The 16,530-nt window shown below is 67.1% G+C and carries 14 protein-coding genes and 1 other RNA gene; 4 read left to right on the top strand and 11 right to left on the bottom strand.

What is annotated here, in order from left to right:
- Positions 1-93: 93 nt before the first annotated feature.
- Positions 94-1,056 (top strand): LysR family transcriptional regulator, encoded by a 963-nt coding sequence (locus VIM54_RS05855; RefSeq protein ID WP_331899831.1) that lies wholly within the window; start codon positions 94-96, stop codon positions 1,054-1,056.
- Here VIM54_RS05855 and VIM54_RS05860 read toward each other — a convergent pair.
- Positions 1,023-1,829, bottom strand: coding sequence for a 3-hydroxybutyrate dehydrogenase (locus VIM54_RS05860; protein WP_331899832.1), 807 nt, complete (start codon positions 1,827-1,829; stop codon positions 1,023-1,025). The two genes, VIM54_RS05855 and VIM54_RS05860, sit on opposite strands and share 34 nt — an antisense overlap.
- 86 nt (positions 1,830-1,915) lie before the next feature.
- On the opposite strand from VIM54_RS05860, the gene VIM54_RS05865 reads away from it, so the two are divergent.
- Positions 1,916-3,943, top strand: a complete 2,028-nt coding sequence (locus tag VIM54_RS05865) for an alpha-amylase family protein (protein WP_414673178.1) — start codon at positions 1,916-1,918, stop codon at positions 3,941-3,943.
- A 106-nt stretch (positions 3,944-4,049) separates the two neighbouring features.
- On the opposite strand, the gene VIM54_RS05870 is transcribed toward VIM54_RS05865, so the two are convergent.
- From VIM54_RS05870 to VIM54_RS05905, 8 genes are all read right to left on the bottom strand, one after another.
- On the bottom strand, positions 4,050-4,661 hold the full coding sequence (locus VIM54_RS05870) for a hypothetical protein (protein WP_331899833.1): 612 nt from the start codon (positions 4,659-4,661) through the stop codon (positions 4,050-4,052).
- 82 nt (positions 4,662-4,743) lie between these two features.
- Positions 4,744-5,120, bottom strand: a transfer-messenger RNA (tmRNA) gene (ssrA, locus tag VIM54_RS05875).
- Between the two features lie 180 nt (positions 5,121-5,300).
- Positions 5,301-5,777 (bottom strand): SsrA-binding protein SmpB, encoded by a 477-nt coding sequence (smpB, locus tag VIM54_RS05880; RefSeq protein ID WP_147782905.1) that lies wholly within the window; start codon positions 5,775-5,777, stop codon positions 5,301-5,303.
- Positions 5,778-5,864: 87 nt separating this feature from the next.
- Positions 5,865-6,779 carry a permease-like cell division protein FtsX gene (ftsX, locus tag VIM54_RS05885; RefSeq protein WP_331899834.1) on the bottom strand — a complete coding sequence of 305 codons (915 nt, stop codon included), beginning with the start codon at positions 6,777-6,779 and terminating at the stop codon, positions 5,865-5,867.
- Positions 6,776-7,546 carry a cell division ATP-binding protein FtsE gene (gene ftsE / locus VIM54_RS05890; RefSeq protein ID WP_331899835.1) on the bottom strand — a complete coding sequence of 257 codons (771 nt, stop codon included), beginning with the start codon at positions 7,544-7,546 and terminating at the stop codon, positions 6,776-6,778. Before ftsE ends, ftsX begins: the two co-directional genes overlap by 4 nt.
- Before the next feature lie 96 nt (positions 7,547-7,642).
- The gene (locus VIM54_RS05895) at positions 7,643-8,485 is read right to left on the bottom strand and encodes a carbohydrate ABC transporter permease (RefSeq protein ID WP_331899836.1); all 843 of its coding nucleotides are present in this window, start codon (positions 8,483-8,485) and stop codon (positions 7,643-7,645) included.
- Positions 8,482-9,438, bottom strand: a complete 957-nt coding sequence (locus tag VIM54_RS05900; RefSeq protein WP_331899837.1) for a sugar ABC transporter permease — start codon at positions 9,436-9,438, stop codon at positions 8,482-8,484. The genes VIM54_RS05895 and VIM54_RS05900 overlap by 4 nt, the downstream gene beginning before the upstream one ends.
- Positions 9,439-9,463: 25 nt before the next feature.
- The gene (locus VIM54_RS05905; protein ID WP_331899838.1) at positions 9,464-10,726 is read right to left on the bottom strand and encodes an ABC transporter substrate-binding protein; all 1,263 of its coding nucleotides are present in this window, start codon (positions 10,724-10,726) and stop codon (positions 9,464-9,466) included.
- A gap of 225 nt (positions 10,727-10,951) precedes the next feature.
- On the opposite strand from VIM54_RS05905, the gene VIM54_RS05910 reads away from it, so the two are divergent.
- Positions 10,952-12,196 carry a Gfo/Idh/MocA family oxidoreductase gene (locus VIM54_RS05910; RefSeq protein WP_331899839.1) on the top strand — a complete coding sequence of 415 codons (1,245 nt, stop codon included), beginning with the start codon at positions 10,952-10,954 and terminating at the stop codon, positions 12,194-12,196.
- A gap of 93 nt (positions 12,197-12,289) precedes the next feature.
- Positions 12,290-13,303 (top strand): LacI family DNA-binding transcriptional regulator, encoded by a 1,014-nt coding sequence (locus VIM54_RS05915; RefSeq protein WP_331899840.1) that lies wholly within the window; start codon positions 12,290-12,292, stop codon positions 13,301-13,303.
- 97 nt (positions 13,304-13,400) lie between these two features.
- Here the strand turns inward: VIM54_RS05915 and VIM54_RS05920 are convergent, their stop codons facing one another.
- Both VIM54_RS05920 and VIM54_RS05925 read right to left on the bottom strand, forming a co-directional pair.
- On the bottom strand, positions 13,401-14,405 hold the full coding sequence (locus tag VIM54_RS05920) for a LacI family DNA-binding transcriptional regulator (RefSeq protein WP_331899841.1): 1,005 nt from the start codon (positions 14,403-14,405) through the stop codon (positions 13,401-13,403).
- Between the two features lie 39 nt (positions 14,406-14,444).
- Positions 14,445-16,436, bottom strand: a complete 1,992-nt coding sequence (locus tag VIM54_RS05925; protein WP_331899842.1) for an aldo/keto reductase — start codon at positions 16,434-16,436, stop codon at positions 14,445-14,447.
- Positions 16,437-16,530: the final 94 nt, after the last annotated feature.

Genomic DNA, 16,530 nt, shown 5'->3' on the forward strand with positions numbered 1-16,530 from the left:
ACGGGGCTCCACTGAGTATTCCTGCAGAGATGGTGGGCATCAATGACCACTTGCGCACATTTCGTGTGCATACTTGCAGATATGTTGGATTCGATGGCGCCTCCGCCCCCGCCCCATCCCGACGACCTGCTCATCCTGCTCGCCGTGTCGCGAACCGGGCGATTCACCACCGCGGCCGAGAGCCTGGGTCTCAATCACACCACGGTCTCGCGCCGGATCGGCGCCCTCGAGAAGTCCCTGGCTGGGCGGGTGCTCTCCCGCACCGTCGGGGGCTGGGAGCTCACCGACCTCGGTCGTCGCGCCGTGCAGGCCGCGGAGGATGTGGAGTCCGCCGTGTCGACGCTCGGCGGCTCGCCGGGGGACGCGCGCCAGCTCACCGGGGTGGTGCGGATGTCGGCGACCGACGGTTTCAGCGCGTACATCGCCGCTCCCGCCATCGCCGCCCTGCAGCGCGACAACCCCACCCTCAGCGTTGAGATCGTCACGGTGACCCGACGGGCCATGCAGCACCGCTCAGGGCTCGACATCGAGATCGTGGTCGGCGAGCCGCAGGTTCACCGCGCGGAGGCGATCAAGCTCGGCGACTACGTTCTCGGCATGTACGCCTCGCGCGGCTATCTCGCCGAGCACGGCACGCCCGCCACCGTGGACGAACTCATCGCGCATCCGCTCGTCTATTTCGTCGATTCGATGCTGCAGGTAGACGACCTCGACGCGCCACGGCGGCTCGTGCCGACGATGCGCGACTCGATCAGCTCCACGAACGTGTTCGTGCACGTGGAAGCGGCGCGGGTGGGCGCCGGCATCGGCCTCCTGCCGTGCTTCATGGCCGATCGGCACACGGACCTGGTGCGCCTGCTGCCCGGGGACTTCGCCGAGATGCTTCCGTATTGGATGGTGCTGCGGTCGGAGTCGCTTCGGCAACCGGCCGTCGCTGCGGTCGCCGACGCGCTGCGGGCGCAGACCCGGGGCTTCCACGCCGAGCTGATGGGGGCCGGCACCGTGCCGACGCAATCAGGCGATCAGCGTGCCGACCAGCCGCCGTCCATGGTGTAGCTCGATCCGGTGACCATCGCGGCCTCCCGAGAGGCCAGCCAGGCCACGAGCGAGCCGACCTCCTCCGGCTCGACGAGCCTCTTGATCGCGCTCTCGGTGAGCATCACCCTCTCGAGCACCTCGGACTCCTGGATGCCGTGCACGAGCGCCTGCTCGGAGATCTGCTTCTCCACGAGCGGGGTGCGCACGTAGCCGGGGCTCACACAATTGCTCGTGACGCCGAATGGCCCGCCCTCCAGGGCGGTGACCTTCGACAGCCCCTCGAGACCGTGCTTCGCCGAGACGTAGGCCGACTTGAACGGCGACGCGCGGATTCCGTGAACCGACGACACGTTGATGATGCGTCCGAAGCCCCGCTCATACATGCCGGGGAGCGCCGCCCTGATCAGGAGGAACGGCGCCTCGAGCATGAGGGAGATGATGCGCCGGAAGTCGCACGGGTCGAAGTCCTGGATCGGGCTGATGCGCTGGATGCCCGCGTTGTTCACGAGGATGTCCACTCCGTCGAGCGCCTCGGCGAGCGCGCCGTCGCCGAGCGCCTCGGTGTCGAGAAGGTCGACCGCCCACGACGACCCCCCGATCTCGGCGGCGAGCTCCGCTGCGCCGGCCGCATCGATGTCGGCGACCACCACGTGGGCGCCTCGCGCCGCGAGGGCCCGGGCTGCGGCCGCTCCGATGCCGCTCGCGCCACCGGTGACGACGGCACGCCTCCCGCCGAGCGGCCCGCTTCCGGCCATCGCGTCGTTGCCAGCAGGCGGTCTGGGGTCGCTCATCGGTGCTCTTTCCTGTCCACGTCAACGTCTCTCCGGGCGTGGTGGGCGCAACATTTTCGATCCCGGAGAGGACCTAATGAGTATTCATGCACTCAGAACGCGGGTCAACCGGCGTATTCGCACTGGGCATCTGCAGATTTGCAGCACGGTGTGGCGCGCCGCGCCCCGGCGGTGAGGGCCGCCGCGGCAATACACTTGCACTCGTGTGCCCCACTGACGAGCGGACGGAAGCGACGACGCTTCCCCTCCTGGACCGAGTCTCGGCCATCCGCCGCGACACCACCACCGACGCGGACTGGAGGTCGCTCGAGAGGCGTTTCGACGCCGAGTTTCCCCGGCTCGAGAGACTCTTCCGCGACATCTACGGCGACGGCCCAGAGGCCGTCGAGCAACTCGCGCTGTTGGCGATCGATGCCGCGAACTCCTGGCAGGACAGACCGACGGACCTCAAGGCCATCGACTCGAGGCGTGCGACGACGCCCGACTGGTTCCAGTCCAACCGCATGCTGGGCGGAGTCTGCTACGTCGACCGGTACGCGGGCGACCTCTCCGGGATCCGTGCGAGGATCCCCTACTTCCGCGAGCTCGGCCTCACCTACCTGCACCTCATGCCGCTCTTCCTCGCGCCGGCGGAGAACTCCGACGGCGGCTACGCCGTCTCGAGCTATCGCTCCGTAAACCCTGCCCTCGGAACCATGGCCGAACTCGCCACCCTCACCGCGGAGCTGCGGGAGAACGGCATCTCGCTCGTCGTCGACTTCATCTTCAACCACACCTCGAATGAGCACGAGTGGGCGAGGAAGGCACTCACCGGCGACCCGGAGTACGAGGGCTTCTATTGGATCTTCCCCGACCGCGTGATGCCGGACGCCTACGAGCAGACCGTGCGGGAGATCTTCCCGGACGACCACCCCGGCTCGTTCGTGCAGCTCGCCGACGGCCGATGGGTGTGGACCACCTTCCATTCGTTCCAGTGGGACCTCAACTACCGCAACCCGGCGGTGTTCCGCACGATGGCGGGTGAAATGCTCTTCCTCGCCAACCAGGGCGTCGACGTGCTGCGCATGGACGCCGTGGCGTTCCTCTGGAAAGAGCTCGGCACCTCGTGCGAGAACCTGCCCCAGGCGCACTGGCTCATCCAGGCCTTCAACGCGGTGTGCCGAATCGCCGCACCATCGCTGCTCTTCAAGTCGGAGGCGATCGTGCATCCCGACCAGATCGAGGAATACATCGACGAGAAGGAATGCCAGCTCAGCTACAACCCGCTGCAGATGGCGCTCATCTGGAGTTCCCTCGCCACCCGGGACGTGCGGATGCTGTCCCAGGCCCTCGAACGGCGCCACGAGATCGCGCCGGGCACGGCCTGGGTCAACTACGTGCGCAGTCACGACGACATCGGCTGGACGTTCGCCGACGAAGACGTCGCCGAGCTCGGCATCAACGGGTTCGACCACCGCCGATTCCTCAACGCCTTCTTCGTCAACCGGTTCGAGGGGAGCTTCGCGCGCGGCGTGCCGTTCCAGGACAACCCGCGCACCGGTGATTGCCGCATCTCCGGAACCACGGCGTCCCTCGCCGGCCTCGAGGCCCACGACCCGCAGGCCATCGACCGGGTGCTGCTCGCCCACTCGATCGTCCTGAGCACGGGCGGCATCCCGCTGCTCTACCTCGGCGACGAGGTGGGTCAGCTCAACGACTACGGCTACCTCGACGTGCCGGCCCATGCGGACGACAGCCGATGGGTGGGCCGGCCGACGTACCCCGCCGGCGCGTACTCCCAGCGGAACGATCCCACGACGGCCGCCGGCGCCATCTTCACGCGCCTGCGCCGGCTCATCGACACCCGCGCGGCCACCGCCGAGTTCGCGGGCGGGCGGCTCGTGCCGTTCGACGCGAAGAACGACCACGTGCTCGGCTACCAGCGACCCGGCCGGAACGGCGGCTCGGCGGTCGTGGTGCTCGCGAACTTCGCCGACACCGCGGAGAAGGTCGCCGCGCTCACGCTGTCCGGGCTGCCCGCGGTCGCCCTCGACCTCGTGACCGGCACGCGACTGCTGCTCTCCGGCGGGCTGCTGCTCGCCCCGCACCAGTTCGTCTGGCTGCGGGTGGGGTGAGCGCCGGCCCAGCTGCGACGGTGACGGGCTCCGAATTCGGGTTCACCACGGTGTCGCGTACCAGCCGCTCATCGGGCCGGATCCGCTAAGACTGCATTCGGATCGTTCAGGTCACGGCGATCTCGCCCGCACTGCGCTGCAGTCGGGCGAGGTCGATCGCGATGAAGGCGCGCAGACGGGTGTCGCGGTCGATCGCGTAGTCCGGGTCACGGTGGGCCCCCAAGGCGCGCTCGAGCCGGCCCACGATCGTCCTGCCCAGTTCCGCCCAGGCCTGGGCCCTGGCGGTCTCCACGATCTCGTCCACGAATCCCGCATCCTCTACGAGGCGTTCGAGCTCGGCGGACAGGGCCGCGTAGATCTTGCCCCGCTGGGTGAGCACCCGATAGTCGCGCGGACCGTAGTCGTGGTCACGGATCGACGACCCCCTCGCTCCGGACACGGCGACGGCGAGCCGGTTCATGCGCCTCGCATAGCCCGCCTGTTCCCGGGACAGCACCGCGAGCTCGCTCTTCACCAGGTCGGCCGTCTCGGCCGGGTCGAAGGCCAGGTCGTCGCGAAGCGCCCCGACGATGATGCGGTTCTTCACCTCCATCGTGAGGGCCGAGCGCGCGATGAGCATGCCCTCCTCGACGGCACGCTCGACCGTGATGGGTTCGGCGCGGGGCACCGGCACGTACGGTCGTACCGGCTCGGATCGCCGTTCGCGTTTCCTGGCCATCGGTCGATGTCCCGCTCTCCACGTGCGCGTAGCCGAATGCGATCGCCAACGGAAGGAGGCCAACAGTGCGCGAGAACGACCATGGTGGAGATGGGGGGAATTGAACCCCCGTCCACTGCTGTGGTCATGTGCCTTCTACGGGTGTAGCCAGTGAAAGCGTTCTACTCGGCTCCGGAATTTGCCACTGGCATCCAATCCGACAAGCCCAGCCCTGGTAAAAGTCCCGCTGTGCCCCGAAGGCGTAACACAGCAGCAATCCCTCTAAATTGCGCCAGGATCCGGTTAGAGAGCGTCCCCGGTCTGACGGACTTCATTTAGTGCTTTTGCTTATGCAGCAAGAGCGAAGTCAGCGCGGTTTGTTTTCGCACTTATTGTTTGCAGAGATCGTTAACGAGTTAACCCTGCATCCTCGACCCGCTTCTCACACTTGCGCAGGCAATGTCGAAACCGATCATCCCCATGCTCACCCCGGGCAGCCGAATTCGCTGCTGGAGGCGGTCGTTATCGCGCACTGTTGACTTGTCAATCAGCACCCTCGCGGGCGCTGGCTTCGCTACCGAGGCAGCCCTCTATCCTACGCCGGATTTAGCGCGGAAGCGAGCGGTCGCCGCCGAACGCGTCATCCCGCCAGAGCCGGGGTCAGTCGCCCAGGTGGCGGCGGGCAGACATCGCCCGGTCGGCCTCGCGGTTGTCCTGTCGCTCGCGCAGCGCCTGGCGCTTGTCGTACTCCTTCTTGCCCTTGGCTACGGCGAGCTCCACCTTCGCATTGCCGTCGCTGAAGTAGATCGACAGGGGGACGAGCGTGTACCCGCCCTCCTTCACCTTGTTGTGGATCTTGAGGATCTGCGCCTTGTGCAACAGCATCTTGCGCTTGCGGCGCGGCGGATGGTTGTTCCACGAACCCTGGTTGAACTCGGGGATGTGCACGGCGTCGAGCCAGGCCTCGCCGTTCTCGATGAACCCGTAGCCGTCGACGAGGGACGCCCGACCGGCCCGCAGCGACTTCACCTCGGTTCCCGTCAAGACCAGTCCGGCCTCGAAGGTGTCCTCGATGGTGTAGTCGTGGCGGGCTTTACGATTGGTGGCCACAACCTTCTGGCCACGTTCCCTGGGCACGATTCACTCCTGTTTTCCGGCCCACACGGCGTGAGCAGCCCATCAGTCTAACCTGAGCTTCCCACCGCGCTCCACCGCGAACGGTTGCTAGACCTTCAGGTAGCGGCCGATCGCGAAGCTCGCCGACGAGGCGGCAAGTACCGCGCCCACCACGAGCAGGATCGGCACCACGATCAGTGCGTCCGACATCCCGATGAACGGGGTGTCCTGGGCCTGGCCGCCGAGGTACCCCTGCACGAAGAACTTCACGATCGCGACGACGGCCGCGCTCGCGAGCACCGATCCGATGAGCGCGGCGATCACGCCCTCGAGAATGAACGGCGTCTGGATGAACCGGTTCGACGCGCCAACCAGGCGCATGATCCCGAGCTCGCGGCGTCGGGAGAACGCGGACAGACGGATGGTGGTGGCGATGAGGAGCACGGCGGCGACGAGCATCAGCACGGCGACGCCCACCGCGGTGAAGCTCGCGGCGTTGAGGGCGGTGAAGATCGGATCGAGGTACTTGCGCTGGTCCTTCACCTGTTCGACCCCGGGGAGGTCTGACACGCTCTCCACGATCACGTCGGCCTGCTGCGGGTCCTTGAGGTTGATCCAGAAGGTCTCCGGCAGGAAGGCGGGCGTGACGAAGTCCGAGCCGGTGGTGTCGCCGAACTGCGCCTTGTACTCGGCGTAGACCTGGTCGTGGTTCTCGAAGTCGACTCTCTTGATCAGGCCGGCGATGGCCGGCGACTTGAGTTGCGCCTCGACCAGCGCCTTCTGATCCTTCGTCGCCTCGGCGAGCTTGCAGTTGCCGTCGGTCGACAGGCTCGTGCACATGTAGACGGCCACCTGGGCCCGGTCGTACCAGTAGCCCTTCATCTGGCCGATCTGGAACTGGAGCAGGATCGCCGCCCCCACGAAGGTCAGGGAGATGAAGGTCACGAGCACGACGGAGACGACCATCGAGAAGTTGCGTCGCAGTCCGTGGCCGACCTCCGACATGATCAGGCCGAACCTCATCGGATCGCCTCCTCTGCCTGGCCGGCGATGCCGAGATTCTGGCGCGGCATGGACGACGGGCCGAAGCCCTGCAGCGGAATCGTCTGGGTCTGGTAGCCGCCCTGGCGTTCGTCACGCACGATCTGGCCGCTCACCAGTTCGATCACCCGGCGCTGCATCTGGTCGACGATGCCCGCGTCGTGGGTGGCCATGATCACGGTGGTGCCGCTCTGGCTGATGCGCTCGAGCAGGGTCATGATGCCCGCGCTCGTGGAGGGGTCGAGGTTTCCCGTCGGCTCGTCGGCGAGCAGGATGGCCGGCTTGTTGACGATGGCGCGCGCGATCGCGACGCGCTGCTGCTCGCCACCGGAGAGCTCGTGCGGGAGTCGATTGGTCTTGCCGGCGAGTCCGACCATCTTGAGCACGTCCGGCACGGCCTCCTGGATGAAGCCGCGGGACTTGCCGATCACCTGCAGCGAGAAGGCCACGTTGTCGAAGACGTTCTTCTGCGGCAGCAGCCGGAAGTCCTGGAACACGACGCCGAGGTTGCGCCGGAAGAACGGCACCTTTCGGCTCGTGAGGCCGCCGAGGTTCTGGCCGAGCACATGGATCTGGCCCTTGGACGGGCTCTCTTCCTTGAGCACGAGCCGCAGGAAGCTCGACTTGCCGCTGCCGGACGCCCCAACGAGAAACACGAACTCACCGCGTAAAATCTCAAGCGTCACCGCATTGAGCGCCGGTCGCGCGTTGCCCTTGTAGAGCTTGGTTACCTGATCAAACCGAATCATGACCCTCCGACTCTAGGTTCGGCCGGCGCATCCGCAGCACAGCGACAGGCCGGATGCCCCGGACTCTCAGGTTTCTCGGCTAACGAGAGGGGGCAGCTACCTCTCCGACCCCGCCACGATCCCCCGGATGAAGTAGCGCTGCAGGAACAGGTAGGCGACCAACACCGGCAGGAAGCCCATCAGCGACGCGGCGGCGGCCGCCCCGAGGTTGCTGGACTGGGTGGAGAAGAAGGCGCCGATCGCCGGCGCAATGGTCTTCACCTCCGGGTCGGTCAGCACGTAGACCGAGAGCGCATAGTCGTTCCAGATGGCGACCCCGGAGAGAATCACCACCGTGGCGGTGACTGGTTTGAGCATCGGGAAGATCACCAGGAAGAGCACCTGGAGCAGGTTCGCGCCATCCATCACCGCCGCCTCCTCCACCGCGATGGGCAGCGATCGCATGAAGGAGGAGTAGAGGAAGATCGCGAGAGGGAGCTGGGTCGTCGCCATCACCAGGATGATCCCCCAGTAGGTGTTGATCGCCCCCAACCGGTTGAGCATCGAGTACAGCGGAACGAGGATGCTCAGCGGCGGGATCATGATCAGGCCGATGATCGCGAGCAGCACCGCCTTGTTAAGCGTCGACCGCCGACGGGCAAGGGGGTAGGCGGCGAGTGCCCCGAGAACGCAGACGATGGCGGTGGCGGCGACGGTGACGATCGCGCTGTTGCCGATGGCCCGGAGGATGCCGCCGTCCCGGATGGCGGTGGCGAAGTTGCCCCAGAACAGGTCGCCGATCGGGAACGACCACTGCGAGGACAGGTTTGACCTGGCCTTGAGCGACGTGGTCAGGGCGACGTAGAAGGGCAGCAGCTGAAGCAGGATCACCGCGAGGAGCGCCGCGCCGATCGCGATCCTGCCGGTGCGCCGGCTCGCATCCGTCCGAGTCCCACTCACTGCTGCTCCAGCCGTCGGCGGTTGAGAAGCGCATTGAGCGCGAGGGTGAAGATGGCGATGATGATGAAGAGCACGATCCCCATCGCCGACGCGTATCCGGCGCTCTGGTTCTCGAAGTATGTGACCCCAATGAGCGTCGACACCGAGTTGGTGGTGTAGCCGGGGCCACCCCCCGTCATGACCTTGATCACGTCGAAGAGCTTGAGCCCGCCGATCAGGTTGAGCACGATGCTCGTTGCGAAGGCCGGCTGCAGCAGGGGGAGGGTGATCCCGGTGAACCGCTGCCACGCACCGGCTCCGTCGAGCATCGCCGCCTCGTAGTAGGTGGTGGGGATCGCCTGCAGCCCGGCGAGATAGATAATCATCGAGATGCCCACGAACTGCAGCGAGTTGACCACCACGATGATGGCGACCGCCGCCGACTGGTCGCTCAACCACGCGACGCGCGCGCCGCCGAAGAGCACGACGATGTCGTTGAACGCCCCCTGGTTGTACTGGAAGAGCAGGTAGTACATGGTGCCCATGATCACGGGCGAGACGAGCACCGGCAGGTAGATGATCGCCCGCGCGGCAGACCGGCCGCGGAACGGCCGGTCGAGGGCCACCGCGAGCGCGAGCCCGAGCAGCTGCTGCAGGATGGTGCTGCCGATCCCGTACCCGAAGGTGTTGAGCAATACCAGCCGGAACGTGTCGTCCTGGAAGAGCCTCAGGTAGTTCTGCAGCGCGACGAAGGCCTTGTCCGGGCTGTAGCCGTCCCAATCGGTGAAGGAGAAACCGACGCCGGTGAGGAGCGGATAGACCGTGAAAACGACGAACAGCAGCACTGCCGGCAGGTAGAGCAGGTTGATGAGGCCGCCGCCCCGCGTTCGGAGGCGTGCCCTCGTGGGAGTGGGGCGAACCCCGGCCGCTGCTGCTACGGCGGTGGCGGTGGCCGGTGTCGAGGCCCGAGTCATGCGCGCTCCCCGTCGGCCTTCGCGGCTACTTGTTCTGGGCATCCAGTCTGGCGAAGTCCTTCGACATCGTCGAAACCCCCTCGGCGACCTTCGAGTTGCCGCCAGTCACCACCGAGTCCGCGGTGGTCACCATCGTGTTCCACATGCCGTTGGGCAGGTAGACCCGGTCGAAGTATGGCACGAGCGGGTACTTGCCCGGTTTCACGACCGAGTCGTAGCTGGCTTGCAGCGCCCCGAGGTCCGGCGTCACATTCGTCAGGCCCGGGATGGAGCCGGCGGCCTTCGCCAGCAGGGTCGCGTTGGCCGGCTTGGCCAGGTAGGCGATGAATGCCTTCGCATCCTTGAGGTGCCTCGAGGTCTTCGAGATCCCGAACGCGTTCATCTCGCCGCCGATCAGGTACGGCTTGCCGCCGGTGAGGGATGGTACGGGGAAGTAGCCGAGGTTGGCCTTCGGGTTGTACTGGAGGGCATCGCCCGCCGTCGTGTTCTGACTGAACGCGAAGGCGGCCTTGCCGGTCGCGAGGGCACGCGACATGTCGTCGGATGTCGCGGAGACGTAGTCGGGGTTGAACAGCGACTCCTTCTTCCACGCGGCGATCAGGTCGAGCACGTGCGTGTATGGGGCATCGACGAACGTGCCGTTGGACAGCTCGGCGAGCTCCGACTTCGAGTACGCGCCGGAGGCGATCCAGTCGGCGAGGTTGCCGGCCGGTCCGTTGGCCTTGCCGGAGACGGTGATCGGGGCGATTCCGGTGGCGGCGATCTTCTCGGCCGCCGCGCCGAAGGCGTCCCAGGTCGTGAGGCCGGCGACCGAGACGCCGGAGGCCGCGAGGACGTCCTTGTTGTAGATGATGCCCGCGACATCCGTGTCCACCGGGAAGGCGAAGAATTGGCCCTGGGAGTTCTTCATCGCGGGGGCGAGCGCCGGGTTGAAGTCCTTCGCCCAGGCCTCGTCCTGCAGCGGGACGAGGAACTTGCTGTAGCGCAGGAGAGACCAGCCGTGCGTCCACCAGATGTCCGGCACGTTGCCCGAAGCGAGGCGAACCTTGATGTCCGATTCGTAGCTGGAGGTCGACGGCCTCAGATCCACGGTGATTCCCGGGTTCGCCGATTCGAACTTCTTCGTGATGGTCGTGAGCTGTTTGAGGAAGACGGAGTCCACCGATTGCCCGGTCTGGAATTCCAGTGCGGCCTTCGTCTGGCTCGATCCGGGCGACGACCCGCACCCGACCAGGGCGAGCACGAGGGCTGCCGCACCGGCAACGACGAACAGCGGTCGCGATCTCATGGTCGTTCCTCCATTGGGATGTGAAATTTGCTTTCGTTTTGCGGTCGGGCCAGCCGCGATCCGGCAGTCTCCTGGTCGACCCTCGCGACAAGCTACACGAGTCAATAGTTGAAAGCAAGAATCGCCGAGACTGTTTCATCGACGGGTATCTTGTTGCCCAAAGAAGGTGTTGACGCGTGTAGATTGCCTGTGTAACTGTGAGCTATCTCCAGAAAGGGTCACACCATGTCGATCTCCATTGGCGTCGTGGGCGCCGGTCAGTTCGCCGGCCAGTTCACGAAGCTGTTCAAGCTGCATCCCCAGGTCTCCCGTGTCCACGTCACAGACCTCGTGCCTGAGCGTGCGAACACGCTCAACGAGCTGCAGGAGCTGGACGGAACCCTGCCCGACTTCGACGCGATGCTGGCATCGGATGTCGACGCCGTCGCCATCTTCACCCAGCGCTGGACGCATGGCGCGCTGGTTCTCGCTGCCCTCCGCGCGGGCAAGCATGTCTACTCGGCCGTGCCCATGGCGATCTCCCGCGACGAGATTGCCGCCATCATCGACGCCGTGCGGGAGACCGGGCTCACCTACATGATGGGCGAGACCAGCTACTACAACCCGGCGACGGTCTTCGCCCGCAAGAAGCTCGCCTCCGGCGCATTCGGTCGGGTCTTCTACGCGGAGGGCGACTACGTTCACGACATGGACCTGGGCTTCTACACCGCCTACGAGTACAGCGGAGGCCCGGAGTGGAAGCGCACGGCGAGCTACCCGCCCATGCTCTACCCCACCCATTCCATCGGCGGCGTTCTCGGCGCCCTGCCCACCCACGCGGTCAGCGTGAGCTGCATCGGCGTGCGGGACCAGGGCGGGGACGGCGTGTTCGATCGCGAGACGAGCATGTTCGACAACGACTTCTCCAATGCCACCGCCCTCTTCGAACTCGACGGCGGCGGCTCGATGCGCATCAACGAGATGCGCCGCGTCGGCTACCCGTCCCACATCCGCGAATCCCGGTTCCGTTTCTTCGGCACCGAGGGCAGCTTCGAGCAGCTCGCCGAAGTTTCGGTCTGGCAGACCAAGGACGGCGTCGAAGACGTCTCCACGCTGCTCGCTACCGCCGAGACGATGTCGCCGGATGACGAGATCCTCGCGCACGTCGCTCCCGAGCTTCGCGCGTCGTTCATCTCCGGCCACGCCGAGGTCCATGACTCGTCGCGTCTGCCCGACTCGTTCATCGGGGCGCCGGACGGGCACGAGGGCAGCCACCACTTCCTCGCGGACGATTTCGTGACCGCGGTGGTCAACGGGACTCTGCCGCCCGTGAACGCCTGGGTGGCCGCGCGATTCACCCTCCCGGGAATCGTCGCCCACCAGTCCGCACTCAACGGCGGCGCCCGCCTGCCGATCGACGATTTCGGCGACGCTCCGGAGTCGCTCCCCTTCGCGGCCATCGCGGGTGCCGAGCCAGCAACGGCACGGTGATCGACCGGAGATATATCATCGGTTCCACGCCGCTCACCGCGGCCACGTTTAGGCACACTCAGACCCAGGCGCACCGAGAAAGGGCCGGCCGGTATGGACATCGTTGACGCCGCTCCCGCCAGACGGGCGACGAGAGCCGATGTGGCGCGTTACGCCGGGGTGAGCCCGGCCGTGGTGAGCTACACCGTGAACGCGGGTCCCCGCGCGGTGGCCCCCGCCACCCGCGCGCGGGTGCAGGAGGCGATCCGCGTGCTCGGCTACCGCCCGAACGCCGTGGCCCGGGCGCTCAAGATCGGGCACACGAAGATGTTCGGTGTCGTGGTCCCCGACTCCGGCAACCCGTTCTTCGTGGAGCTCGGCCGCGTTATCGAGCAGGCCGCGACCGCCCACGGGTACGCCCTGATAGTGGTGAACTTCGATGACCCCGGCCACGACATCGCCAGCAGCATCCGCGAGCTCGCGCTGCGGCAGGTCGACGGCATGATCGTGGCGGCCCAGGTGAGCATGCCGATCCTGGCCGCGATCAGCGAGTGCGGCATCCGCACCGTGCTGATCAACCAGTTCAGCGGCGTCGATGGCATGCCGTCGGTCGGCCCCGACCTCTACGAGGGTGCCCGCACGGGCGTCAACCACCTCATCTGGCACGGGCACACCAACATCGGGTATGTGGGCGAGCTGGGGCCGCCGGACGTGAGAGAACGCGGCTGGCGGGATGCCCTCACCGCCGCGGGACTCCCGGCGGGCCCCGAGGCCGCCGCCACATTCACCCGGGAGGGCGGATACGCCGCCGGCAAGCTGTTGATCGCCGGCGACAACCGTCCGACCGCCATCTTCGTGAGCTCGGACTTCCAGGCCATCGGCGTGCTCCGCGCCATCCATGAGGCGGGGATCGCCATTCCCGCCGAGATCGCCGTCGTCTCCTTCGACGGTTCGCCGGAGGCCGAATACACCTGGCCCGGCCTCACCACGGTGCAGCAGCCCGTGGCGGAGATGGCCGAGGAGGCCGTCGAGCGGCTCGTCGCCCCCACGGCGTCTGACGCCTTCAGCCTCTACGCGACCAGGCTGATAGTGCGGCAGAGCTGCGGATGCGGCATGCCGCCCGCCTGAACCCGACTGCCCGCATCCGTCTGTCTGCGCCCCCGTGTAGCCACTGTGCTCGGTCGACAGGTCCCCGACCCGACACACGGGAACAATCGCGCGGCGGTCAGGCGGTCGCGCGCAGCAGGAGCGTGTGGCTCACCGTGCGCTGCACCTCGGGACCCGTCATCGGGAGCTCCCCCGTGTACATCCCCACGGCCAGCTCGACCGCGAGCCGCCCGACCGCCCGGAGGTCGAGGGCGAGGCTCGAGAGCTCCGGCGTGACTATCTCGCCGATCGAGAGGCCGTCGATGCCGAGGACGGCGCATCGGCCGGGGATGTCGACCCCCACGCGATGGAGCTCCTTCATGGCCCCCATCGCGACCAGGTCGTTGAAGGCGATCACCGCGTCGACCTCCGGCCTCGTGTCGAGAAGTCGCCGCATGGCGTCGACGCCGTCGGCGATGGTCGGGCCACCAGGCAAGCGGATCGGCTCGAGACCCCGTTCGAGCATGATCCGCTCGAACTGTCGGCCGCGTTCGGACGGCTCGTCGACGCTGCCGGCGTCGAGCATCGCGATGTGCCGGCGGCCGGCGTCGTCCAGGTGGGCGATGCCGGCCAGGAGCCCCGGCTCGAAGTCGAAGGTGATCACCGACCGGTCCCCCGGCTCCGGTGACTTCTCGAGCACGACCACCGGCATGTCGCCGAAGACCTCGTCCAGTTCGTCGGAGCCCACGTGCACGTAGCCGATGGCGGCGTCGACCTGCATGGCCAGGGAGTCGAGGATCGGGCGCGGCCCGGCGAGGCCGTGCGCGGTGTCCGCGAATATCACGTTCCAGCCCAGTTCGGCCGCCGAGGACACCACGCTCGCCGCCAACTCGGAATAAAAGGGGTTGGTCATGTCGTCGAGCAGCAGGCCCATGGTGAGTGGATGCGCGACGACCAGTCCCCTGGCGAACCGGCTCGGGCGGTACTTGAGCGCCCTCGCCACCGCCAGCACCCGCTGCTTCGTCGCGGGGTTGATCCCCGACATGTTGTTCATGGCGCGGGTGACCGTCTGGCGCGAGACCCCCGCCTCGCTCGCCACATCCAGGATCGTCGCGGGCTTCGCTCGCGACCGTTCCGGCTTCATGTTGTGCACCCTAGCAGTCGGCCCGGCAGCCGCCCGGCCTCAGCCGACCAGGTCCAGCCACCGCACCTGATCATCCGTCAGCTCGATGCTCAGCCCAGCCATGGAGGTGCGCGTCTCGGAGATCGAGCGTGGACCGAACAGCGGGAAGGTCGGGAACGGCTGGTGCAGCACGTAGGCCAGGGCAACCGCCGTTGCCATCACGCCGAGCTCCGCGCCGAGCTGCTCGGCTCGACGGAGCCGCTCGAAGTTGCCGTCGCCGTAGTAACAGCGCACGAGCTCCGGGTCGGAGAGGTCCTCTGGCCGAGCCCTGCCGGTGAAGAACCCGCGGGCCTGCGACGACCAGGGGAACAGCGGGGTCTGGGTCTGCTTGAGCCAGAGCTTCGACGCAGCCTCGGTGGCGTGGCGGCAGCCGTCCCACGGCACGTCGTACGCCTCCGCGAGTCCGAAGTGGTTGCTCAGGATGCCGAAGTGCTGCTTTCCGTTGGCCCTGGCGTACTCGTTGGCCTCGTCGAATCGCGCGAGGCTCCAGTTCGACCCGCCGAAGGCCCGGATGCGCCCGGCGCGCGCGTGCTCGTCCAGCACGTCGACGAATTCCCCGACCGGAATATCCTCGTTGTCCCTGTGCATGAGGTAGATGTCCACGTGGTCTGTCTGCAGCCGCTCGAGGCTCTCGGTGAGCTGACGGGTGATCGACTCCGGGTCACAGTGCGGCGTGTGGGCGCCCTTGGCGATCACCACCGTCTGCTCGCGCAGGCCCCGGTTCGAGATCCACTGCCCGAGCAGCCGTTCCTGCAGCCCTCCGCCGTAGATGTACCCCGTGTCGAAGGCGTTCCCCCCGCGCTCGAAGAAGTCATCGAACATCGCCGAGGCGTGCGCCAGGTTCTGCTGGTTGTCGCACCCCATCACGAGGCGCGACACGTTCTTGTCGATGCCCGGGATTCTGCCGTAGAGCATGGAGTTGGCGCGCACCGCGAGTGGTTCGCCGCTCACCGTGGGCGTCGTGGCGTCGTCCCGCTCGAAGGAGTAGCGCAGGCCGATAGCGGCCCGCCACTGGTCGAGCACGAGGAGGTTGGCCAGCGAGTCGTCGATCGTCATGCGCGGAACATCGGATGACGTGGTTCCGCCGGCCACGGCTGCGGCGACAGCATCGGCCTCCGCGGCGTATTGCGACCCGGCCGGGCACTCGATGACCCGCACCTGCTCCCCCACCCGGCGCACGGTGATCCTGGGGTTCGCCGACGGTTCGACCACCCAGGGCGTGTGCAGCTGGATCGTTCCGTGCGAGCCGTAGACGACCACGCGCTCCTCGTCGTCGAGGCGCACTCCGGTGCGCACGTGCGCGCTGATTCCCGCTTCGAACTGCAGGGTTGCTGCGGCCCACTCGTCCACGTTCGTGTCGCCGATGGAGCCCTGCGCGGTGAGCGAGACCGGCTCGCTGCGACGGCCGAGCGCGGCCGACGCGACCAGCCTCGCCAGGGAGACCGGGTAGCCGCCGACGTCGAGGATGCCTCCGCCGGCGAGGCTCTCGTCGAACAGTCGACCGGTGCTCCCGCCCGTGTCGAAGGAGAAGCTCGCGTCGATGTGCTGAACGGTGCCGATCGCCCCGCCGGAGACGAGCTCGAGCAGCGTGTCGATCTGTGGGTGGAACCGGTACATGTACGCCTCGAGCAGCACGACGCCGTTACGCCGCGCGGCCTCCGCCGAGACCATTGCCGATCCATGGTTGACCGCGATCGGCTTCTCGACCAGGACGTGCTTGCCGGCGTCCGCGGCCTTGACGGTCCACTCGGCGTGCAACGTGTGCACGAGCGAGATGTACACGGCGTCGACGTCGGGGTCGGCGAGCAGCTGCTCATAGCTCGAATAGCTTCGCTCCGCCCCGAATTCCCGGGCGAAGGCCTCGGCCTTCGCAGGGTCACGGCTGGCGACCGCCACGAGGCGCCCCGTTGCGCTGTCGGCGAGCTGGCTCGCGAAACGGCGAGCAATGTTTCCGGGCCCCAGGATTCCCCAGTTCAGGGCGTGTCGACTCATTCTTCCCTCCGCGTAGTGAACGTTCACGAAGTCTCGAGGTTACCCAGCGGCGCACCGTAGGTCAAATGGTTTTTGCCGCCCGGTCCCGACCGTG

The organism is Lacisediminihabitans sp., assembly GCF_036569425.1.
GTDB lineage: Bacteria > Actinomycetota > Actinomycetes > Actinomycetales > Microbacteriaceae > Lacisediminihabitans.

Bases quoted from the DNA above. Each gene is read 5' to 3' on its own strand.
- VIM54_RS05855 (WP_331899831.1), top strand. From the start codon at position 94: ATGGCGCCTCCGCCCCCGCCCCATCCCGACGACCTGCTCATCCTGCTC.
- VIM54_RS05860 (WP_331899832.1), bottom strand. From the start codon at position 1,829: ATGAGCGACCCCAGACCGCCTGCTGGCAACGACGCGATGGCCGGAAGC.
- VIM54_RS05865 (WP_414673178.1), top strand. From the start codon at position 1,916: ATGCACTCAGAACGCGGGTCAACCGGCGTATTCGCACTGGGCATCTGC.
- VIM54_RS05870 (WP_331899833.1), bottom strand. From the start codon at position 4,661: ATGGCCAGGAAACGCGAACGGCGATCCGAGCCGGTACGACCGTACGTG.
- ftsX (WP_331899834.1), bottom strand. From the start codon at position 6,779: ATGAGGTTCGGCCTGATCATGTCGGAGGTCGGCCACGGACTGCGACGC.
- ftsE (WP_331899835.1), bottom strand. From the start codon at position 7,546: ATGATTCGGTTTGATCAGGTAACCAAGCTCTACAAGGGCAACGCGCGA.
- VIM54_RS05900 (WP_331899837.1), bottom strand. From the start codon at position 9,438: ATGACTCGGGCCTCGACACCGGCCACCGCCACCGCCGTAGCAGCAGCG.
- VIM54_RS05905 (WP_331899838.1), bottom strand. From the start codon at position 10,726: ATGAGATCGCGACCGCTGTTCGTCGTTGCCGGTGCGGCAGCCCTCGTG.
- VIM54_RS05910 (WP_331899839.1), top strand. From the start codon at position 10,952: ATGTCGATCTCCATTGGCGTCGTGGGCGCCGGTCAGTTCGCCGGCCAG.
- VIM54_RS05915 (WP_331899840.1), top strand. From the start codon at position 12,290: ATGGACATCGTTGACGCCGCTCCCGCCAGACGGGCGACGAGAGCCGAT.
- VIM54_RS05920 (WP_331899841.1), bottom strand. From the start codon at position 14,405: ATGAAGCCGGAACGGTCGCGAGCGAAGCCCGCGACGATCCTGGATGTG.
- VIM54_RS05925 (WP_331899842.1), bottom strand. From the start codon at position 16,436: ATGAGTCGACACGCCCTGAACTGGGGAATCCTGGGGCCCGGAAACATT.